Origin of the sequence: Dyadobacter sp. (assembly GCF_017744695.1) — a bacterium.
GTDB lineage: Bacteria > Bacteroidota > Bacteroidia > Cytophagales > Spirosomataceae > Dyadobacter.
The window spans coordinates 22,436-44,724 of the sequence record NZ_JAGIAS010000004.1; the positions used below are offsets into that span (position 1 = coordinate 22,436).

Consider the following 22,289-nt stretch of genomic DNA (forward strand, 5'->3'; position numbering starts at 1 on the left):
TCAAGCCGTTGAGACAGGTTTTTTGTTTTTCCGGAAAAAATTCTGAAAAAACTTTTGTAGAAGTCGCGTTACCAAAATTACAAGCCAGCGTCTAAATGCTATCACCTGACACGTGTATGCAGATGCCGGCACCTAAAATTCAGATAGCAGATTTCGCACCTTTCCAGGACTGGGTCGAAAACCCACTGTGGAAAGCCATTCAGTTTCGTTGGTACTGGTTCCTCATTTCGCCATTGCTGTCTCTTGCGTTCGGGTGGGCCTTTCTGCGCTACAAAACACCGCATTATACGGTTACCGCATCGTTAATGGTCCAGGATGATTCGAGGGGAAGCGATTTTCATGAAACTGCATTACTCGAAGAACTCGGCCTGCCCGACGCTACCAGCAGCGTGGAAAACGAAATCGAGATACTCAAAAGCCGCATATTGCTGGGCCAGGTAGTCGGTGATCTGCATTTAACTACACAATACTTTGCTTCGGGCCATCTCAAAACCACCGAACTTTACGAGAAAACACCTTACAAAATCCGGTTTCTCCAACATCTTCCTGCTCAACCGGTAACCTATCGCATCTCAACGACGCCCGGAGATTCATTTATGCTCCAAACACCGGACAGCATTTACAACGGCCGGTTCGGCCACCAATTGGCATTGCCGCACGGCCTGGCGATCGTCGATACTACCTGTTTCAAACCCGCTTCCGATTACCAATATTCCTTTAAAATATCGTCAACCGAAGCGGTACTCGACCATTATGCCCATTTTTTGAGCATTCAGGCGCCAAACAAAACAGCCAGTTTGGTGAACCTGTCCATTCAGGATGTTTTACCCCGGAAAGGCGAAGCTATTTTGAAACAACTAATCCTCAGGTATCAAAAAGCAAGTATTGAAGAGAAAAACAAAATAGCGGATAACACCATTGCATTCATCAACACCAATCTTACACGTATTTCGACCGAACTGGCCCGGGTTGAAACCAGTATCGAACGTTTCCGGAGGCAGTATAGGATGATCGATATGGCCGAGAACAGTCGCCAGGCACTTCAACGGTCGGCCGCCAATGCTGCAGAGGAGAAAGTACTGGCTGTTCGGCTGAAAATCGTGCGATTGTTGGAAGCGCATTTGCATGAAAAGCCTGGTACTGCCATTCCCTCTGCATTATATCCGCAAGACGATAATTTCACCACTCTGGTCAGAAAATACAATGAAATACAGCTCGCACGCGTGGAAGCGCTCGCCTCGCTTAGGCGGCACCATCCGGACGTGCGGGCGCTCGACGAACAGATCGAGGCTTTGAGCAACCAAATTTTTGAAGCAATTCAACAACAGAAACAGGAACTATCGCTAAGCATTGGCGCTATCCAAGCGTATAGCAAAGACTTCGAAGCTGAAATTTCTCAACTGCCCGGGCACCAGCGCGCATTTTTATCTCAAACCCGTGAGCAGGGTATTCAACAGGAGCTGTATTTGTTTTTACTCAAAAAACGAATGGAAACGGCGATTTCCCGTTCGGCCAACATCGCCAATGCAAGGGTTATCGATCCGCCCAAAGCCAGCCCGTTACCTTCCTATCCTAACCGGCAGCTTACGATGCTGGTCGCATTACTTGCCGGCATTCTGGCGCCGGTCAGCGCGCTCTACATCCGGCAAACATTCCACGGAAAAGTCACGTCGAAGGAGGACATTCTGCGCCAATGCGATGTGACGATACTCGGAGAAATCAGCCAGCAGAACCGTTCGGCTTTGTTCAAAACGACAAATAACCGTAGCCTCATTATGGAGCAATTCCGTTCATTACGCACAAATATCCAATTTGTCACAGGCGCGAGGCAGCATACGGTAATTTTACTCACTTCGGCCATGGCCAATGAAGGGAAATCGTTCGTCGCCATGCACCTCGCACAGTCGCTCGCGCTCGCGTGCAAGAAGGTTCTGCTCATCGATTTCGATCTCAGAAAACCATCTCTGGCCGCACTCCTGAACCTACGGACCGAGGGTATCACGGAGTGCATCGTATTGGGAAATGAACCACTCATTCAACAAAGTAATGCCGTGCAGCCCTTTGACTTTCTCGCGGCCGGGGCCTCATACCCCGACGCTGGCGAAATAATGCTTTCTCCAAAAGTTGCCAGCCTCATTTCGACGTTCAAAGTGGAATACGACTATGTGCTGCTCGATAGCCCGCCCGTTGGCCTGGTAACCGATGCGCGCCTACTCGGCCCGTACGCCGACATGACATTGTACATCGTACGGCAACATTTCACGTTCAATCATCAGCTCAGCGAAATACAGAATGCCCGCACACAGGCACTCCTGCCTGATTTACACGTGGTTCTCAACGGCACCCGCTACCTCCACCGGTACCAATACAATTATTATTAATATCCATTTCAACCAGTAAAAACACACCTATGAAACAACACATTTATGTTATCGGGGAAATTGGCCAGGCCCATGAAGGCAGCATCGGCCTCGCGCATGCGTACATTGATGCGCTCGCTCACGCAGGTGCCAACGCGGCCAAATTCCAGGTTCATATCGCCGACGCGGAAAGCAGTATTTATGAAGATTTTCGCGTCAAAATCCCCTACCAGAACGGCTCCCGCTTCGACTATTGGAAAAGCATGGAATTTAGCCTCGAGGAATGGGCTGGACTTAAAAAACACTGCGAAAAGGCGGGACTGGATTTTCTCGCAAGTCCATTCTCGCTGGCCGCGGTGGAATTGCTCAATGAGATCGGGGTATTCGGTTTTAAAATCGGTTCGGGCGAGGTAGATAACCTGCCCATGCTCGACAAGATAGCAGCCACGGGCAAGCCGGTGATACTGTCGTCGGGGTTGAGTTCATGGGTCGAACTGGATCAGGCCATGGGATTTCTGCAATCTCGGGGTACGCCGGTTTCCATTCTTCAATGCACAACGGCTTACCCCGCAAAGCCGCATCAGTGGGGGCTGAATGTCATGTTTGAAATGAGTCAGCGTTACCAGGTCGCAGTAGGTTTCTCCGATCATTCGGGTGACATTTTCGCTTGCCTGGCCGCGGCCGCGCTCGGTGCACGCCTGCTCGAATTCCATGTCACATTCGACAAGCGGATGTCCAACCCCGACGCGTTGTCGTCGCTGACTTTACGACAAGCGACCACGCTGATTGCCGGCATACGTAAAATCGAAACAGCTCTCAATTTCCCTGTGAACAAGGACGCGAATGCTGCTTTTTCAAGGCTGAAAAGCATGTTCGGTAAGTCACTGGCCGTCAACCGCGATCTGCGAAAAGGTGAACAGATCCAATGCTCGGATCTCGAAACCAAAAAACCGGCCGGTTTTGGCGTAGCGGCGGCAAGGTATCAGGAAGTTTTGGGTAAAACCCTTACCCGGGATATCGCCAAGTGGGAGTTCCTCACCGAAAATCATCTGCACCATGCGTAAAATCTGCGTCGTAATCACAGCCAGGGCCAGTTACAGCCGGGTTAAAACCGTGCTGACAGCCATCCATGCCCATCCCGGACTCACTTTACAAATTGTCGTAACCGGCAGTGCGCTTGCCGATCGATTTGGAAACATTCTCCCCCACCTGGAAGCGGAGAACCTACCGATTTCAGCCATTATCCCAAACCTGCTGGATGTAGAAAGCAGCACCGCTTCGGCCAAAACAACCGGGTTGGCTGTCATCGAACTTGCTACTTTCTTTGCCAATCACCGCCCGGATGTGGTGGTAACCGTCGCTGATCGGTTCGAAACTATCGCGACGGCAATCGCGGCGGTAAATATGAACATCCCACTCGCTCACATCCAGGGTGGCGAAGTTACCGGCAACATCGACGACCGGATCAGGAACAGCATTTCTCAGCTGGCCGATTTACATTTTACCGCGACCGAAAATGCACGGGGCCGCCTCATTCGCATGGGGCTTTTACCACACAAGGTTTACCACACCGGCTGCCCGTCCATCGACCTAGTGTACCAGCATGAGGATTGCAATTTCAACCCGTACGAAACTTATGGAGGTGTTGGATCCAGACCTGATTTGAATATTCCCTATTTGATGGTATTGCAACATCCCGTAACTACCGAAGCTGCGCATTCCCAATGGCAGATCAGCAATACCCTGCATGCCATAGCAGCCCTGAACATGCCCACCATCTGGTTTTGGCCCAATGCCGACCCCGGAACCGCGGGTACCGCCCAGGGGATTCGCGCATTTCGTGAACAACATCCCGACATTCCCTTTCATTTCTTCAAAAATATGGACTCCACTCACTTCATCCAGTTGCTCCGAAAATGCGCATGCTTTGTCGGTAATTCCAGCGTCGGGATACGCGAATGCAGTGCATTAGGTGTACCTGCTGTGAATATCGGAAGCAGGCAAAACGGCCGCGAGCGGGGCCCGAACGTAACGGATTGCACACCGGACGCCGAAGCTATTATTTCTGCCGTGCGACGCCAGCTCATACATGCGCCTTTCGCGCCTGTAACGCTGTATGGAAAAGGCAACGCCGGGCAGCAGATCGCCGGACAGCTCGCAACAATTCCGTTTATTCTCAAAAAACACATTCTCTCCAACTAATGACTCGATTTCCAAAAATCCTGGGCCTCATTCCGGCGAGAATGGGGTCCAAAGAGGTTCCCGGTAAGAATATGAAATTGCTTGACGGAATGCCGCTGATCCAATACACTTTTGAAGCAGCGGAACAGTCTGAGCTGCTGGATATGATCCTCGTTTCCACGGATTGTCCGGAAACTGCATTCTTTGCCAATTGTTTTGCCGCGATAACCGCACCGATTTTGCGGCCCGCGTATCTGGCCACGGACCACACCCCGATGATCGATGTAGTGGTTCATGCGCTGAACTATGCCGAAGAGCACTACGGATGCTTCGAATACCTCGTATTGCTCCAACCTACTTGCCCGTTCCGCGTACCAGGGATGATCGACGACACTATCCGTCGCATTGTTCAGCAAAACGCCGACAGCCTGGTCACCTTGCGAAAAATCCCCGATACCTTCAACCCCTTCTGGGCATATGCTTTCGGGGAAAACGGGCTTGAAAGAGCCATCCATGCTGAGGGACGTCCTATGTTTACCCGACGGCAGGACCTTCCCGCAGCCTATCATCGCGACGGCGAGATTTACATTGCGCACACATCACTAATCCGCGAGGGACTGATTACCGGTGGAAAAACGACAGCGTGGCTGAATGAACACGCATTTGGGATCAATATCGACACACCGGCCGACTGGATGCAGGCCGAAAACCTTGTTCAACAATGGAAAGAGCAGACCAAAAACATATTCTCGTATTGATTACCAATCCGTTTGCGATTATTAACGTAATTCATTCCGGCCTGATGGCCGAGCTCAGTGGACATTACAGGGTTTCTGTCATGTCGGACTTACTGACCGCCGAGGACATCAAACGACTTAATGAACATTTTCGATTGAATATGGCCCTGTTGCCTACGTCTGTTCCAACAGTTTCAAAGCCTTTAAAATGGCTTCGCACCATCCAGATGTTGCTTTTTGGGCACTATTTTAACCTGGACACTATTCGTATCAAACTCCTGGAACGGAGCCAGGTCGCCCATTGGCTTTTCTGCATTTCCCGAAAGAGCCCTTCACTCATATTGCTGAGCGGCTCGCTGTTAATCTTCATCAGAAACTGGCTTATTCGCAGCACAACGCTGCCGGACCTGCACGCTTCGGTTGTCGAGCATAGTTTCCAGGCAGTGATATCAACTTCTCCACTTGATCTGCGCGAAAATGCTATGGCCAATTCACTTAGGGTTCATGGAATTCCCTGCATATCGATCGTCATCAGTTGGGACAATCTGACTTCAAAAGGGGTCATCAACGCGAAATCTGACATGGTACTGGTTTGGAACAACCTGATAGCCCTCGAATATGACCGGTTCTACACAGCATTGGGAGATCATGCGCTGGTGCACATCGCGGGTATTCCCCGATTTGATGTCTATTTCCAGAAACAACCGAGTCGAAATCATCATTTAACAGGTATCCCGGAAATTTCTCCTAGAACCCCGATCATCCTTTTTGCGACGGGCGCCATCAAGCACCATGCCTGCCAGAATTATTTGATCTGCGACCTGCTCAAATATGCACAAAATCGCTCCGGTGTTGTGATTCTGGTAAGATGCCATCCCGGCGACGATCCGAGGCGGTACGACCGTTTTATCGGGATTAAAAACGTTCACTTTTTCCACCCGTTTGGTCGGCATCCCAATCAGCTGCCGCCCGTCGATTTCCTTGAAACGCTGCATTCGCAACTAGCACGGTGCGCGGTTTGCGTGCAAGTCGCCTCCACCATGTTGCTGGATGCCTTTGCCTGTAACAAACCTTGTATCAGCATCGCCTACGACGCCCATTCAAGTGTGCATTATGCGCAATCCATGAAGCGGTTTTATGACTATTCTCACCAACAGCTGCTTCCTGCTTGCCTGAAAGAGCCGCTTGTCTACAGTCGTCGCGAATTGTTTGAGAAACTGGATAAAATATTAGCAGACGGCGATGCTCCTGACAATCTCGGGAGTGTTGTAGAACCCGTCATTCATCACGCCACACCCGATTCCGTCTCTTTGGCTACCCAATGTATCCGGGAATGGTTAGGCTGATCGTCGCAGCGAGCAGCATGGCCATGCTATCCGTCGGAATGGCCTGGGCCGCTATCCTATTGTTTGATTCGTTGCTCATTTTTGGTGAAAGTACCCTTCAAACGGTGTTCGTTTTCGGCTTCTATATCTATTGCGCACTCTCACTGTTCTTCCCGTCGGAACACAAACTTTTCTATGTGCTCAGTATACCTGTTCTGAGCCAGTTTTTACACCTGTTTCAGAAATACGACTTTCCTGCGGGAGCCAATTCCTTATGGCGACTACTTCCTTTCCTGTTGGCCGATCTCTACATGTTCTCCACACTAATCCGCTATAAAACGAACCTTACAGGCATTGAAAAGGGCCTGATCGCATCATGGGTGGTATTCAACTTCCTGTTCATCGCCATTTCGCCAAACATCTCAGGCATCATCACGGGTGCTTTTGTATTGCTCCTTGTCACCATTCCCTCGTATTTCCTGTATCTCAACATGCTGTGCCGGCATCCCTCATTTCCGGAGCTTCTGGAACGGTCACTTTGTCTCACCTTCATCCTATTGGCGCTCGGCACATTTGGCCTCGTGTTTTTCGGCGCCCAATATAGAGGTGCCAGCAACCTGCTGGTGACCCGAAATATCTCGGATACCAATGTAACCATGGCCTATTTCATACTCCTTTGGCCCTTTACAATACATTATGCGATGCGCACAGGTTACTCCTGGCTTTTACTTCCGCTGTTCATACTCCTTTTTGCGCTCGTAGTTATATTGTCCTTTTCTCGCGGAGCAGTCCTTATTGTGCTGCCTTACCTGCTTGTTTCCATACGGATCGTCAGCAAATGGAAGCATTTGCTTTGGCTTATGGCGCTAGGTATACTGCTCGTCGCAGGTTTTGATCGCCTCATGTATCTCATTAATCCGGATCTGGCATATTCATGGCAGCTGCGTTTTGCGGATTTTCAGACTGTCGGGCCGGTTTTACAAAAAATCCAGGAAGTGAGCGGAAGGGTGGAGATCCGGAGACTGGCTTATCAGCTGTTTCTCGACAGCCCACTTTTCGGGCACGGTACAGGGAGTTTCGAGCTGCTCGGTCCGGGCTACCGCGAAGCTCATTCCATGTTCTTCACGATCCTGGCTGAACAAGGGTTAGTCGGGATATTGTATCTGTACGGGCTCTTTGCGGCATTAGGCTGTCAGCTATTGAAGGCCACGGCGCCGCGGCGTTCATACCGGATACTACCCATTACACTGGGCTGCTACTTACTATTTGTGCATTCGGTTGGTTATGTCTTTGTGATTATACCAGCCAGGAGCCTCACAATCAATTGTATAGCACCTGTACTCCTCATCTGCATTTATTATTATTCCAAAATCGCCGGAAACAAATCCATTACCGATCGTGGCTAAACTCCTGATTATCGGAAAAATGCCGCCACCGGTCGGAGGCGTGAGTATGCACGTGCAACGGCTTACGAGACGTATGCGGCAAATGGATCTTGATTTCGACTTTTGCGATTACGGGAAGGTTTCAATACTCAAAATTCTGTTCAAAATAGCTACACATAATACCATCCACATCCATTTCTCAAACCCGGTTGCACAAGTAGTAACAGCCGTGCTCTGTCGGCTCACGGGCAAAAGACTGATCATTACTTATCACGGATGCTGGGGCAGATATCGCTCGCCGGGAAACCGGGCGGTTGCATTGTCCGCACGCCTCGCGCATGTGCCCATCGTGCAGGAGCGCACGAGCCTGTTACAGGCACTGCGCTGCAACCCGCGCGCATGCCAAATTTCAACCTATATCACTGACCCGGAAATACTACCGCTGCCGGCGCCCTTACAAGCCTTTATAATGTGCCGCCGCAAGCATTATCGGGCGACATTCTGCACGAATGCCTGGAATCTGACATTCGATAAAAACGGCCGGGAGATCTACGGCATTTCAGAAATGGTCAACCGCTTCGCCGATTATCCGGCATATCAACTTCTGATATCGGACCCATCAAGCAATTATCAATCGTACATTCAGCAACATGCAACACACATTCCAGGCAACATCTTTTTTATCAACTACTTACATGATTTCAAAAGTATTTTATTGCTTTCCGACGCATTCATCCGAAATACAACGACCGACGGTATCTCGCTGTCGATTCATGAAGCGCGTGAACTCGGAATACCCGTATTAGCATCTGCGGCAGTTCAGAGGCCGCCATTTTGCAGTGTTTTTCAGGACTTTTCGAAAACCGATTTAACGGCAAAACTGGAAGAAGCGCGGCGACTGATTGCCGTGCCATACGAAATGCCCGATGTAGTAGCCAGGCTGGTTGAATTGTATCGGGAGATCGAGCGGAAGCAACCCTAATTAACTGATAAACAGTCTATAAAAAACAAAGGCATAGAAAAATTTCCATGCCCTGTTTCACACTATACACACACTATATTTTTAATATCTATATATCGCTCGGATAAATTTCAAATTGAATTTCAGTACCGCAAAATAACAAACTAAAGTAATCAGAAAAAAACTTTAGGATGCGAATTTCTAAATTCTAATCAGAAAATAATGGACATTTCCATAAAAATTTTCTGCCGGAATACCATATACCTCAAATTTACGGAAAATTGGCGTAATTATTGCTCAAACTACTCTGCCTGATTACTTTCGTACAATTAACACTCACCAACTCATTCATGGAATCACTTTTTACCACCGACGCGCTCATCAGTTTGCTTACATTGACATTGCTGGAAGTCGTCCTTGGAATAGACAACGTAATCTTCATCACAATCGTTTCCGGCAAACTGCCTGTTAATCAAAGAAAAAAAGCGCAAAACAATGGTTTGCTCATCGCGCTGGTGCTAAGGATTGCACTTTTGTTTGCCATCTCATGGGTTATCGGTCTCAAAGAAGATGTATTGAACCTGTTCGGCCATGGTTTCAGCGGGCGTGACCTGATCCTGCTCGGCGGCGGGCTCTTTCTGCTTTATAGTACTACCAAAGAAATTCACCACAAGCTCGAAGGCGAGCCGGAAGACCTGCCATCGGGTGATATTTCAGACAAAAAATCGATGTCATTCGGCAGCGCGTTGGTACAGATTGCCTTACTGAACATTATCTTCTCGTTCGACTCCGTGCTGACGGCCGTTGGCCTCGTAAAGGAAGTACCGATTATGATCGTTGCGGTCATCGCGTCCACATTCATTATGATCGCTTTCGCGGCTAAAATCGGGGATTTTGTAAATAATCACCCTTCCATCAAAATTTTAGCGCTGTCATTTTTGTTGATGATTGGCACGCTGCTAGTCGCAGAAGCATTCCACTACGAAATCCCGAAAGGCTACGCTTATTTCGCGATGGCATTCTCGTTCTTCGTAGAATTGCTCAATATGCAGCTCGACAAGAAGAAAAATCCGGTGAAGCTGCGCGACCGCGTGAACTGAACATTAGAAAATTATGCGCATTAACCCCGAAACGGTAGAGAGGATCAAGCAAGCCGCAGATATTGTGGAAGTGGTAGGGGATTTTGTGTCCTTAAAGAAAAAAGGGGCTAATTACGGCGCCTGCTGCCCGTTTCACAACGAAAAGACTCCATCCTTCAATGTCAATCCGGTAAGGCAGATTTACAAATGCTTCGGCTGCGGCGCCGCAGGCGATTCCATCAAGTTCGTGATGGATATCGACGGCATCGGTTATGGTGAAGCGTTACGGTACCTGGCGGGCAAATACAATATTGAAATTGAGGAAGAGGAACTGACCGATGAGGAAACTGTCCGGCAGAATGTGCGGGAGAGTTTGTACATCATCCTCAATTACGCCAAAAACTATTACCAGCACCAGCTCCATCACAGCGAAGAAGGCCAGGCAATCGGTCTGAGCTATTTCAGGGAGCGTGGTTTTACGAATGAAATCCGCAAGAAATTCGAGCTGGGTTACAGCCTCGACAACTGGGATTCATTCTCCAAAGAAGCATTAGAAAAGGGTTACTCGGCCGAAATTCTTGAAAAAGCAGGGCTACTCATTCATAAGGAGGGCAGCCATACCGCAGGTTACGACCGTTTCCGCGGCCGGGTCATTTTCCCGATCCATAATGTTGCAGGTAAGACGATCGCGTTCGGGGCGCGGATATTGAAGTCTGACAAAAATCAGCCAAAATACCTCAACTCGCCCGAAACCGAAGTTTACCATAAAAGCGAGGTCCTGTACGGCATTTACCAGGCCAAGAATGCAATCCGCAGCCTGGAACATTGTTACCTGGTCGAAGGATACACAGATGTCATCTCACTGCACCAGGCGGGGATCGAAAACGTCGTAGCCTCTTCCGGAACGTCGCTCACGGTCGAACAAATCAGGTTGATCGGCCGTTTCACGCCGAATATCACCATTCTGTATGATGGCGATATGGCGGGTATCAAAGCAGCATTGCGTGGACTCGACCTTGTTTTGGAGGAAGGTCTGAATGTGAATGTCGTCCTTTTCCCCGACAACGAAGACCCCGACAGCTATGTCCGCAGGGTAGGTGCCGAAGCATTCAAAGCGCATTTGAAGAAGGCTTCGAAGGATTTTATCACCTTCAAGACGGAAATCCTGTTGCAGGACGCCGGAAACGATCCCTTCCGGTTGGCGGCGGTGATCCAGGAAGTTGTCAACAGCATCGTCAAAATCCCCGACGCGATCAAAAGGCAGGTGTTTTTCCACCGCACATCGGAAATGATGCGGGTGGACGAGCAAATGCTGATCACCGAAGGCAACAAGCTGATGCGGAAGCAGCAAACTGCCAAATCGAACGAGCGGCCACCGCGGCAATCCAACCCGGCTTCGGGATTCGGCAACCCGCAAAGCCCCGGACCTGAAAGTCCCGCGGATTTGGACGCGCTGTTTAGTGACGGTTTCGGACCATTTGCGGGCGAGCCCGATGTAAATCCTTTTGTTCCCGAAGAAGTTGCACCCGAAACATTTCAACGGACCAAACTGCATTACCAGGAGGAAGCGTTTGTAAAGTTGCTAGTTGTCCACGGTACCCAGGAACTAGAACCAGGCATTACGGTCTGCGGATATGTATTGGACCAGATCAAGGACGTCAACTTCAAGGATCCAATTTATAGCCATCTACTTACACTTTTCAGGGAGCATTTTAATAGGAGCCAAGTTCTAACTACCGATTATTTCTTGCAACATCATGAAGTTGAGATCAGAAGCCTCGCCATTGATTGGGTGACGCAGAAGCACCACCTTAGCGAACTTTGGAAAGAAAAATATGAAATTTATGTACCGTTTGAGACCGACGTTCTCGATAAAACGGCATTCAACAACATTCTGCGGCTAAAAAAGGCCTTTGTCGAAGAAAAGATGAAGACATGTATTCAAAATATGGCGGAGGCGCAAACAAGCGAAGAACAAGATGCCATTATGAATGAGTACCGCTTTTATAAGGGCATCAGCATGGCAGCCGCCAAGGAATTGGGAAGCGTAATCGGATAATTTAACCTAAATATTCGCTGTCATGAAAAATGCACTGGCCCTTTTGTGCCTTGTCTTGCTGATTACCGCGTGCAATCCGTCCTATAAATTACTGAAAGTCAAAAAAGAAGATTCCTTCAAGCTCTCGGACTACCCTACTTACGGTTTTTATGACATTGAAGCCAAAGGTGATACTGTTTCCAAAAACTTTGAAAAAAACGTAGGCATTATCAAGGAAGCCATTGCCAAAAATCTGCAAGCTCGAGGGCTGGACGAGGCACGCGACCCGACTCTGAAAATTAATATCGCATTGAATGTGCAGGAACAATTGCAAACCCGGCAAACAGACTTCCGTACCGACGGCCTGCCCCGCTACATGGGTCAGCGACGCTACTCCTGGAAAAGCGAAGAAGTAGTAACCGGGAAATACCGCGAGGGCACGATCGTGATCGACCTGGTGGATGCTGCAAATAACCGGATGGTCTGGCAGGGCGGGGCAAGCGGCATTATCGCTGAGAAGACGAAGAATTTTATCGAAGGTATCAATCAGGTAATCAGCGAAATAGTGACCAAAATACCCTAAGTCCGAATAACAAAAAGGGTTGCTTCGTTATCGGAAACAACCCTTTCAATGTCGTGAATATCGGAGTTACTAAGCATTGTTGTTGACTACGCCGCGAACTTTTTCGCTCACATTGTCGGCCACGCCATTTGCTTTTTCTTTTGCGCTGCTTACGTTTTTCAGGAACCCTTCTTTGAGCCTGTCGGCCAGGTGGGATAGTTCTTCAAGGCTTTTCTCATATTTATCCTTCGCGTTTCCACCGAGGTCATTTGCCTTATTTTTGATCAATTTGCGGGTTTCTTTTCCGTCTTTAGGAGCTACCAAAAGGCCAATCGCGATGCCTGTTAACAGTGCTCCGATCGAGCCAATCAAAAATTTTTGGTTCTTGTTCATACGAATTCCCTATTTTGTGTTGATAAAACATTAGAACTGAAAATAACAAAATACTGTGCCACTTCGCAAGTCAGCGCGCCGATTTTCCATAAACGGCATTTTCTCACTCCTGCTTTCATCCCTTTTCCTGGCTATGGCAGGAGAAAGTTCGGCGCAATGGAAGGTCATCGATATCAAAACGAAGATCCATATGCGCGCAGTACATGCCGTATCCCCTACCACCTGCTGGATTGGCGGCACCCGGGGCACTGTTTTGAAGACTACCAATGGCGGGCACACGTGGACGACGTATAAAGTTTCCGGTGCCGACTCGCTCGACTTCCGCGACATTCATGCATTCGATAAGCAAGTCGCCATCGCAATGAGTGCCGGCGAATCGGAAAAGGATAAAGCGAAAATCTACAAAACCGAGGACGGCGGAGAGAGCTGGAAGCTTGTGTACCAAACTACACAAAATGGGGTTTTTCTGGATGGAATCGACTTTTGGGACAAAAATAAGGGTATTTGCCTTGGCGATCCGACCCAGGGCCGACTCTTCATTCTCACAACCGAAGACGGTGGTGATAGCTGGCAGGAACTTCCACTCGACAAACGCCCGACCGCCGAACCCGGAGAGGCATGCTTCGCAGCAAGCGGTACCTCTATTCTTACCAATGGAAAAGGAACCGTTTTCATTGGAACCGGCGGCAGTAAAATGGCAAGGGTATTCAGGTCGGAAGACTATGGACAAACCTGGCAGGTAGCCGCTACCCCATTACCCGCCGGACCGACGAGCGGAATTTTCGGACTGAGATTCTGGTCCAAAAAGGATGGAATAGCCGTAGGTGGAGACTATAAAAAGACCACGGATTCAACGCAAAACGTGCTTTTAACCGAAGACGGTGGCATTACCTGGAAATTATCCGGCATGACCAAGCCCACCGGCCTGAAAGAATCGGTAGCCATTTACCACAAAACCAACGCCACCTGGAACGGCGATACGCAGATCCGCTCCGACAATTATGCATTAGTAGCCTCCGGGCCTTCCGGCAACAGTGTCTCCCTTGACCGCGGCAAAAGCTGGATTTCACTCGGTACCGAAGGGTTCCATTCCCTAAGTTTCGCCGGAAATGTAGGTTACGGCGTCGGGGCCAATGGTTTGATTGGCAAAATCGAGAAGATTTCGTCTAAAAAGAAAAAGAAGAAGCTGATATTGGTCGATCAGTGAGCTTCGTGTTCATTCACGGTCGGCCGCAGCCGTGCCTTCGTGGCAGTTTAGATTCGATCAATCAACTCATTCACCTTCCGAACTTCGCGCCCGGCCAAATGATCAGCGATAGCAGCCGCATGCTCACGACCGTTTTCTATAAATACTTTTTCAGTAAATACACCCGCTAAAACAGTCCCACATAAATACAAACCGGGCACATTCGTTTCAAAAGTTTCCGAATTGTACTCTGGTACCTTCGTAACCGGGTCAAGCGTCACCCCGCAGCGCGCGAGTAAATGCTCGTCGGGCAGGTAACCTACCAGCAGGAACACGAAATCAGCCGGGAGCCATTCCTGTTCTCCTGTTTCGGTATTTTCGATCAAAAGCCTCCCTGGCTCGATCGCCCGCGTCACCGAATTGAACCGCGTATGGATCTTCCCTTCCTTCACCCGGTTTTTCACATCCGGTACCAGCCAGTATTTCACTTTGGTTCGGAAATCCGCTTCCTTATGCACGATGGTCACCTTCGCATCATGGCGATACAATTCCAATGCGGCCTCCACCGACGAATTGGAACCTCCTACCAGCACCACGTTCGTATAGGAATATTTAAATGGCTCATCATAATAATGTGAAACGTGCGGCAAGTTCTCCCCCGGCACATTCAACATGCGCGGCACGTCGAAATAACCCGTGGCCAGGATCACATTTTTGGATTGAAACACCTGACCATCATTCGAATACGTCAGAAAAGTACCATCCGCCTGCTTTTCTGTCCGGTCCACATCCACGAAGAGCTTGAAATTCAGGTGATAATATCCCGCCACCTTCCGGTAATATTGCAAAGCTTCGTTGCGGTTGGCCTTGACGTCCGAAATTGCAAATGGAATGCCGCCTATTTCGATATTTTCAGCAGTCGAGAAAAACTTCATCCGTCGTGGATACCGGCGAATGGATTCGGTCAGGTTTCCCTTTTCGAGGATCAGGTAATCGAGGCCGCTTTTGGCCAGCTCTACACCCATCGCGAGGCCACAAGGGCCACCGCCTATAATGATTGCGTCGTAAATGTGCATTGTTTGGCTGACGGCCTTTTGCTCTTGACCGTCCTTAGTCTTTTAACCCTCTAATTTAGCTATTGGTTTCTGAACTTTGTAAATTAGCTATCTGTTCAAAAAGTCTGATAATACCACTTTTTAGCTTGGAAAACGCGGCCGGGGCCTTTACGGAGAAACTGAATGAATGGGGCAAAGCCAAAACCCCGTTCTTTTTTTTGGTGGACTACCAATTCGAAAAACCGCTTGCCTGGAAACTCGCTGACGTCGATCCGAAGGAAATTCTCTTCCATCTGAATGGCTTTACCAATGATGCTGCGGGATTCAGCGACGACCTTCCCGAGCATATTCAGTTTGACAAGCATCCGCTCGATTTCAAGGATTACCAACCCAAATTCGATTGCGTACTTCATCATTTGAATGCAGGGAATTCATTTCTGGTCAATCTTTCTGTACCGACGCCGGTTGAAACCAATCTGACACTCGAACAAATATTCCGACACAGTGAAGCGCCTTTCCGGCTATTGTTCAAAAATCGCTTCGTTTGCTTCTCCCCGGAAATTTTCGTGCGTATTCAAGGTAACCGCATTGCCTCGTTCCCGATGAAAGGCACCATCGACGCCTCCATACCGAATGCGGAGCAAGTCATACTTGCAGACTATAAAGAGGCGGCCGAGCATGCCACGATCGTGGATTTGATTAGAAATGACATCAGTATGGTGGCCGAAAAAGTGTGGGTGGAGCGCTACCGCTATATCGATCGCATTCAGGCTTCCGATAAAACGCTTTTGCAGGTTAGTTCTGAAATTGCAGGTACTTTACCAGCCGGTTTCAATGGACAATATGGCGACCTTTTGAAAAAACTATTACCTGCCGGCTCCATTACCGGCGCACCGAAACCCCGCACGCTGGAAATCATTCAGGAGGCAGAAGATTATAACCGGGGTTATTACACGGGTGTAATGGGATATTTCGATGGGGAGAACTTCGAAAGCGCCGTGATGATCCGGTTCATCGAGCAGCAGGATCATCAACTGGTTTTCAAAAGCGGTGGTGGAATTACAGCATTGAGCAATGCCAAAAGTGAATATCAGGAAGTAATTGATAAAGTTTATCTGCCATTTAGCCACACCCCGCATGCTGTGCTTTGAAACGATCTGTGTTGAACACCGGCAATTGAAAAACCTCTCATACCACGAAGCGCGCCTGAACAAAACCCGCCGGGAATTATGGGGTTACGATGATAAATGGGACTTAGCCGAACTGCTTCATATACCCGACCTCGTCGACGGTACGATGCACAAATGCCGCATTGCCTACGATAAAACCGTCGATCATATCAAATGGGAACCCTATTTCCGTCGCGCCATCCGCAAAATAAGGCGGGTTTATCATGATGAGATCGATTACCGATATAAATACGATAATCGGGATACGCTCAATGCGCTTTACGCGCAGCGCGGGGATGCGGACGAAATCCTGATTATTAAGAAGGGACTCGTGACTGATTCCAACTTTTGCAATGTCGCATTCCTCGACGGCGACCGTTGGCTCACGCCCGCGAGCCCGCTCTTACCTGGTACCCAGCGCGCATTTCTGCTCGATCAAGGCATAATTGAAACTGCCGACATCCGTGAAAGCGACATCGGGGCATTCAGCCAGATAAGGCTATTCAACGCGATGGTCGACTGGGCGCATGCCGCTACACTCGATGTTTCGTTGATTGCTTGACCACAAATTGCGAACTTGCGCCCGAATTAAAGCATTGAACCAATGACCTCTCTTTTTGAGGAAGAAATCACCCTATTTGCCGATCTGATCCTTCCGGTACCGATTCCGAACCTGTTTACATACCGGGTCCCGCGGGAAATGGCCTCGCTGATCAAGGTCGGGGCGAGGGTAATCGTGCAGTTTGGGCAGAAAAGGGTCATTACGGCCGTAGTGGCGCAGCTGCATTCCAATCCGCCGGTGAAATACCAGGCAAAATACATTCTGGAATTGCTCGACGAGCAGCCGATCGTTACCCAGCAGCAATTGGAACTATTCGCCTGGGTAGCCGAATATTACCTCTGCAATATCGGCGAAGTGATGAATGTAGCGTTGCCTGCCGGGTTAAAAATCACCAGCCAGTCGAGAATTCAGTTAAATCCTGAATTTGAGTATGAAGAGTTGCTGACGGATCAGGAGATTCTTGTTGTTGAAGAAATTAAAAAGCATCAGACACTTTCCTACGAAGAAGTAGAAAGGCTTTTGCAGAAATCTAATATAACCTCAATTATCAAATCGCTGGTCGGGAAACGGGCGGTAATTTTGTATGAAGAGGTTAAGGAACGCTACAAGCCGAAAGTTGCGAAGAAAATCAGGCTTACGGCTGCCTACACCACCAATGAAGCGCTTTCCAGGCTCGCTGCCGACCTCGACAAAACGCCCAAACAGCAGGAAATCCTGTTGAAATACCTCAGTTTCATCCCGGTTTACAACAATCCGGATTTGAATTATAAAGGTCTGGATAAATCGATATTCAGCCAGGATGACACCATTTCGGATGCCTCTCTGAATACGCTCATTAAAAAAGGCATTTTCGAACAGTTCGAAATATTCGTCTCCCGCTTTGATGATATTCCAACGGGCAATATGGGCACCATCACACTCACCGAAACCCAGAAGGAGGCTTCCCGACAAATCCACGAGCTCTTTGCTGAAAAGGAAGTAGTGCTACTGCATGGGATCACCGGCAGCGGCAAAACCGAAGTTTATATTGAGCTGATCAAACAGGCGCTCGAAAGCGGCACGCAGGTATTGTTCCTGCTGCCGGAAATCGCACTAACGACCCAGATCGTGATCCGGCTTCGCAAAGTTTTTGGTGATGTGATGGGTATTTACCATTCCAAATTCTCCGATAATGAACGAGTCGAAGTATGGAAAGGCATTCTGGATGGCAAATTTCAATTCGTAGTTGGTGTACGCTCGGCTATTTTCCTGCCATTTGATAACCTCGGTTTAATTATCGTCGACGAGGAACACGAAACCTCCTACAAACAGCACGACCCGGCACCGCGTTACAATGCGCGCGACGTGGCGGTGATTATGTCGTACATGCATAAAGGAAAAACGCTGCTTGGTTCGGCAACGCCTTCTCTGGAAAGCTATTTCCACGCACAAAGCGGCCGGTACGGACTGGTCGAAATGAAGCAGCGTTTCGGGAATGCTGCATTGCCACGTTTTGAATTGATCGACACCAAAAAGGAAAAGCGGCAGAAGCAGATGAAGAACGAGTTTTCCTCCGTGCTCCTCAGCCATTTGGAATACAACCTTAAAAATAAAGAGCAAACGATCCTCTTCCAGAACCGTCGGGGGTATTCGCCTTACCTGCAATGCGAGGAATGCAACTGGATTTCGGAATGCGCCAACTGCGACGTGAGCCTCACCTACCATATGAAAGCCCGCGAACTACGCTGCCATTATTGCGGACATAAGGAGGAGGTGCCGCGGACTTGCCCGCATTGCGGCTCACCCAAAGTGAAAACGATGGGTTACGGGACTGAAAAGATTGAGGAGGAAATCAATGTGATGTACCCTGAGGCACGTGTGCAACGTATGGACCTCGATACCACCCGCGCCAAAAACGCCTACCAGCAAATCATTTCTGATTTTGAGGAAGGGGGCATTGATATATTGGTAGGGACGCAGATGGTAAGTAAGGGCCTCGATTTCGACAATGTGAGCGTAGTAGGCATTTTCGATGCCGATCGCATTATCCATTTTCCCGAGTTTCGCGCTTCGGAACGGGCGTTCCAGATGCTTACGCAGGTGAGCGGACGGGCGGGAAGGCGCGCGGACAAGCCCGGGAAAGTGCTGATCCAAACCGCGAATCCATCACAGCCTTTGCTCGAAAAGATCATCAATAATGATTACCAGGGTATGTACGAAACCGAAATCGCGGAGCGCGAACGGTTCAGCTACCCGCCATTTACACGGCTCATCAAAGTTACCGTAAAGCATATCGACGAGGGTACCGCCGCCCGGGCCGCGAAAGTGCTGACCGAAAAACTGACGGCTCATTTGGGCACCAGCAGGGTTCTGGGGCCACAGCCCCCGCTGGTCGAAAGAGTAAGAAATCAGTTTTTGTTCGATATTCTCATCAAACTTGAACGAGAAAAGATTAATTTTAAGGCGGCAAAGTCATTTATACAGGAAAAAGTAATTGACACTCTGACTGACAAGACGCTAAAAAGCATCCAGGTCGTGATTGACGTGGACTGTTTATAAAAACATCATTTACTGCACATTAACTTTATGTCTTCCAAAAAAACCAGAATTGTTGCAACCGTAGGCCCTGCCTCGGAATCGAAAGAAACATTATATGCATTGGCCAAAGCAGGAGTGAACGTGTTCCGTCTCAACTTCTCCCACGGCACCCACGCCGACCACCTGCAAAGACTTACCAACATCCGCGAGATCAACGAAGAGCACGGCCTCAACCTCGCTATTCTGCAAGACTTGCAAGGTCCCAAAATCCGCATCGGTCTGGTGGCTGAAAAAGACGGTGTTCTGATCGAACCCGGCAAAAAACTCATTCTTTCCAACACAGAAGTACTGGGTACTGCCGAGAAAGTGAGCACGCCCTACGACGGGATGTACAATGATGTGAAGATCGGTGACCGTGTGTTGATGGATGATGGCAAACTGGAAGTACTGGTAACAGGCATCGAAGGAACTGATGTAATTACAGAGGTTATCTACGGAGGCTACCTGAAATCTAAAAAAGGTGTTAACCTGCCCAACACTAAGGTTTCGATGCCCTCGGTAACCCCGAAAGACTACGAAGACCTGGACTTCGGCCTGGAAAACAATGTGGAATGGATCGCTTTGTCGTTCGTCCGCACGGCTGAGGAAATCCAGAAAGTGAAGGAATATATCGCCAACAAAGGCAAACTGGCCCGCGTTGTGGCGAAAATCGAGAAGCCTGAGGCTATTCTCAATATCGATGAGATCATCGAAGCTACCGACGCTATCATGGTGGCGCGCGGCGACCTCGGGGTTGAGCTTCCTGCCGAAGAGGTTCCGATGATCCAGAAAATGATCGTTGAGAAATGTAACCGTGCCGGCAAGCCCGTTATCGTGGCTACGCAAATGCTGGAATCTATGATCGAAAGCCCACGCGCAACCCGCGCCGAGCTGAACGACGTGGCTAACTCGGTACTCGACGGTGCTGATGCAGTGATGCTTTCGGCTGAAACGGCTTCGGGTAAATATCCGATCCTGGCCGTGGAAAGCATGACCAACACAATCCTGAAAGTGGAAGCTTCCAGCAAGACCATTTATTTCAAACACCATGCGGCTGTTAACGACACCCCTGGCGCCTATAAACTGAATGACAACGTGGTCATGAGCGCCTGCCGTCTCGCACGCGATACGCAAGCTGCGGCGATCATCGGCATTACCCGCTCCGGCTACACTTCTTTCCGTCTTTCACACCACCGTCCGAAAGCGAATCTGTTGATTTTCACATCGAACAGAATGCTGATGAACCAGCTGGCATTGTACTGGGGTACCAAGGTATTCTATTACGACCGCGACCAGGGCGTTTCGACTGACGATCTGATCGAGGACATCAAAACATTCCTCGTCGAAAAAGGTGAATTGCAGAAAGGCGACGTGTTCATCAACACATTGAGCATGCCGGTTTCGAGACAGCGCAAGACGAACACAGTGAAGTTGAGCGTGGTGGAGTAAACATTACGTGCATCATACCAAAAGGGCGGCGGAATCACATTCCGTCGCCCTTCGTTTTTTCTGCCGGTTGCACATCGAGCATGTCACCCTGTACATTGCATTGAATATCAGCGATTAATTTTTGTATATTCGATTATGAGCTAACCAATAAGACTATGATAGCTTCACCTACACCAGGTACAGCCTACCCAGAAAACTCCTCGGAAAACATTCCGGTTTCGCTGGTCTGTGAGATCATTGATGGAAAACCCTACTACTATAAAGGTTTCCGCGATGTGCTTTCTGGTGATAAGACGATCGAAGATATCATGGGGTGTAGTCCTTTACAGTCAATCGTTATCGAATGTATTCTTGGTGCCCTATTTGAAGGGATTGATAGGCGCAAGTATTTTATTGCGACCAATGAGCCTGGTGTTTACCTCAACGATCGAACCACACTAGCTGGCGATATTCTAATTTTTGAGCGAAGCAGCGTTCCTATCACAAACCAATACGCGCGGGTGCCGCCAAAAATCTGGATTGAGGTCGACTTAAACATTGAGTTCGAAAAGGCGCTTGACGTAAAGAATTATATGGCGTTAAAGACGCAGAAGATATTGGATTTCGGGACAGATAAAGTCATATGGATCTTAACGAAGCCCAAGAAAGTCGTCATTGCCGCAAACGATCACACTCAGCACACGATTCCATGGGATGTCGAAATTGAAATATTCGGAGGGGCGTCCTATAACATCGGAAGGTACGTTGACGAAAATGAGCCGAAATTCTTCCAGTAACACCTGTTAACCGTCACATGTCCCAGTGACGGTTTTTATTTTCTTACAATAACTAATAAAATAGTTTTGAAACTAACAAAATAGTAATACATTTGAATTACCCATTACTTATAACCCATTTTAAAGAAAGAAACATTATGGAAATCCGTAACCTGACGAGGGCTGAGGAAGAGGTCATGAGAATTCTCTGGCAGCTGAAAAAGGCATTTGTCAAAGACATCCTCGCCGAAATGCCGGAGCCCAAACCGGCCTACAACACTGTGTCGACCATCATCCGTATCCTCGAAAAGAAAGAGGTGGTGGGTTACAACGCCTACGGCAAAACACACGAATATTATCCGCTCATTTCGGAAGAAGAATATAAACGCCACGAAATGAAGCAACTGATGGTCAATTACTTCGATAATTCGCTACCGAATCTGGTTTCCTTTTTTGTGAAGGACAATGATCTCAATACCAAAGACCTCGACGAGATCATGAAGTTGATTAACCAACATAAAAACGACCAGTAAACC

At 48.8% G+C, this 22,289-nt stretch carries 19 protein-coding genes; 17 read left to right on the plus strand and 2 right to left on the minus strand.

What is annotated here, in order from left to right; genetic code table 11:
- The first annotated feature begins 95 nt into the window (after positions 1 to 95).
- The 10 genes from J7619_RS16135 to J7619_RS16180 all read left to right on the plus strand — a co-directional run bounded on the left by J7619_RS16135 (position 96) and on the right by J7619_RS16180 (position 12,649).
- The gene (locus J7619_RS16135; protein WP_291200440.1) at positions 96 to 2,381 is read left to right on the plus strand and encodes a GNVR domain-containing protein; all 2,286 of its coding nucleotides are present in this window, start codon (positions 96 to 98) and stop codon (positions 2,379 to 2,381) included.
- A 29-nt stretch (positions 2,382 to 2,410) separates the two neighbouring features.
- On the plus strand, positions 2,411 to 3,424 hold the full coding sequence (locus J7619_RS16140) for an N-acetylneuraminate synthase family protein (RefSeq protein ID WP_291200442.1): 1,014 nt from the start codon (positions 2,411 to 2,413) through the stop codon (positions 3,422 to 3,424).
- On the plus strand, positions 3,417 to 4,562 hold the full coding sequence (gene neuC, locus J7619_RS16145; protein ID WP_291200445.1) for a UDP-N-acetylglucosamine 2-epimerase: 1,146 nt from the start codon (positions 3,417 to 3,419) through the stop codon (positions 4,560 to 4,562). Before J7619_RS16140 ends, neuC begins: the two co-directional genes overlap by 8 nt.
- Positions 4,562 to 5,299: a cytidylyltransferase domain-containing protein gene (locus J7619_RS16150; RefSeq protein WP_291200448.1), complete on the plus strand. Its 738-nt coding sequence runs from the start codon at positions 4,562 to 4,564 to the stop codon at positions 5,297 to 5,299. Before neuC ends, J7619_RS16150 begins: the two co-directional genes overlap by 1 nt.
- Entirely contained in the window at positions 5,263 to 6,624 is a 1,362-nt protein-coding gene (locus J7619_RS16155) for a hypothetical protein (RefSeq protein ID WP_291200451.1), read from the plus strand. The genes J7619_RS16150 and J7619_RS16155 overlap by 37 nt, the downstream gene beginning before the upstream one ends.
- Entirely contained in the window at positions 6,612 to 8,009 is a 1,398-nt protein-coding gene (locus tag J7619_RS16160) for an O-antigen ligase (protein ID WP_291200454.1), read from the plus strand. The genes J7619_RS16155 and J7619_RS16160 overlap by 13 nt, the downstream gene beginning before the upstream one ends.
- The gene (locus J7619_RS16165; RefSeq protein WP_291200457.1) at positions 8,002 to 8,970 is read left to right on the plus strand and encodes a hypothetical protein; all 969 of its coding nucleotides are present in this window, start codon (positions 8,002 to 8,004) and stop codon (positions 8,968 to 8,970) included. Before J7619_RS16160 ends, J7619_RS16165 begins: the two co-directional genes overlap by 8 nt.
- A gap of 329 nt (positions 8,971 to 9,299) precedes the next feature.
- Positions 9,300 to 10,049, plus strand: coding sequence for a TerC family protein (locus tag J7619_RS16170; RefSeq protein WP_291200460.1), 750 nt, complete (start codon positions 9,300 to 9,302; stop codon positions 10,047 to 10,049).
- Positions 10,050 to 10,062: 13 nt separating this feature from the next.
- Complete coding sequence (gene dnaG, locus J7619_RS16175; protein WP_291200463.1) at positions 10,063 to 12,087, plus strand: DNA primase; 2,025 nt, start codon at positions 10,063 to 10,065, stop codon at positions 12,085 to 12,087.
- 22 nt (positions 12,088 to 12,109) lie between these two features.
- The gene (locus J7619_RS16180; protein WP_291200466.1) at positions 12,110 to 12,649 is read left to right on the plus strand and encodes a DUF4136 domain-containing protein; all 540 of its coding nucleotides are present in this window, start codon (positions 12,110 to 12,112) and stop codon (positions 12,647 to 12,649) included.
- 69 nt (positions 12,650 to 12,718) lie between these two features.
- Here J7619_RS16180 and J7619_RS16185 read toward each other — a convergent pair whose 3' ends face one another.
- The gene (locus tag J7619_RS16185; RefSeq protein WP_291200469.1) at positions 12,719 to 13,021 is read right to left on the minus strand and encodes a YtxH domain-containing protein; all 303 of its coding nucleotides are present in this window, start codon (positions 13,019 to 13,021) and stop codon (positions 12,719 to 12,721) included.
- A 133-nt stretch (positions 13,022 to 13,154) separates the two neighbouring features.
- On the opposite strand from J7619_RS16185, the gene J7619_RS16190 reads away from it, so the two are divergent.
- Positions 13,155 to 14,228 carry a YCF48-related protein gene (locus J7619_RS16190; protein ID WP_291200472.1) on the plus strand — a complete coding sequence of 358 codons (1,074 nt, stop codon included), beginning with the start codon at positions 13,155 to 13,157 and terminating at the stop codon, positions 14,226 to 14,228.
- A 47-nt stretch (positions 14,229 to 14,275) separates the two neighbouring features.
- Here the strand turns inward: J7619_RS16190 and J7619_RS16195 are convergent, their stop codons facing one another.
- Positions 14,276 to 15,283 (minus strand): YpdA family putative bacillithiol disulfide reductase, encoded by a 1,008-nt coding sequence (locus J7619_RS16195; RefSeq protein ID WP_291200475.1) that lies wholly within the window; start codon positions 15,281 to 15,283, stop codon positions 14,276 to 14,278.
- A gap of 125 nt (positions 15,284 to 15,408) precedes the next feature.
- Here J7619_RS16195 and J7619_RS16200 point away from each other — a divergent pair, with 125 nt between their 5' ends.
- From J7619_RS16200 to J7619_RS16225, 6 genes are all read left to right on the plus strand, one after another.
- A complete protein-coding gene (locus J7619_RS16200; RefSeq protein ID WP_291200480.1) occupies positions 15,409 to 16,413 on the plus strand; it encodes an aminodeoxychorismate synthase component I in 1,005 nt (334 codons plus the stop codon).
- A 25-nt stretch (positions 16,414 to 16,438) separates the two neighbouring features.
- Positions 16,439 to 16,993, plus strand: coding sequence for an aminotransferase class IV (locus J7619_RS16205; protein WP_291200483.1), 555 nt, complete (start codon positions 16,439 to 16,441; stop codon positions 16,991 to 16,993).
- Positions 16,994 to 17,035: 42 nt separating this feature from the next.
- Complete coding sequence (gene priA, locus J7619_RS16210) at positions 17,036 to 19,531, plus strand: primosomal protein N' (protein ID WP_291200486.1); 2,496 nt, start codon at positions 17,036 to 17,038, stop codon at positions 19,529 to 19,531.
- Positions 19,532 to 19,558: 27 nt separating this feature from the next.
- Complete coding sequence (pyk, locus tag J7619_RS16215) at positions 19,559 to 20,998, plus strand: pyruvate kinase (protein ID WP_291200489.1); 1,440 nt, start codon at positions 19,559 to 19,561, stop codon at positions 20,996 to 20,998.
- 155 nt (positions 20,999 to 21,153) lie between these two features.
- On the plus strand, positions 21,154 to 21,774 hold the full coding sequence (locus tag J7619_RS16220; protein ID WP_291200492.1) for a Uma2 family endonuclease: 621 nt from the start codon (positions 21,154 to 21,156) through the stop codon (positions 21,772 to 21,774).
- A gap of 137 nt (positions 21,775 to 21,911) precedes the next feature.
- Entirely contained in the window at positions 21,912 to 22,286 is a 375-nt protein-coding gene (locus tag J7619_RS16225) for a BlaI/MecI/CopY family transcriptional regulator (protein ID WP_015812834.1), read from the plus strand.
- The last annotated feature ends 3 nt before the right edge of the window (positions 22,287 to 22,289 follow it).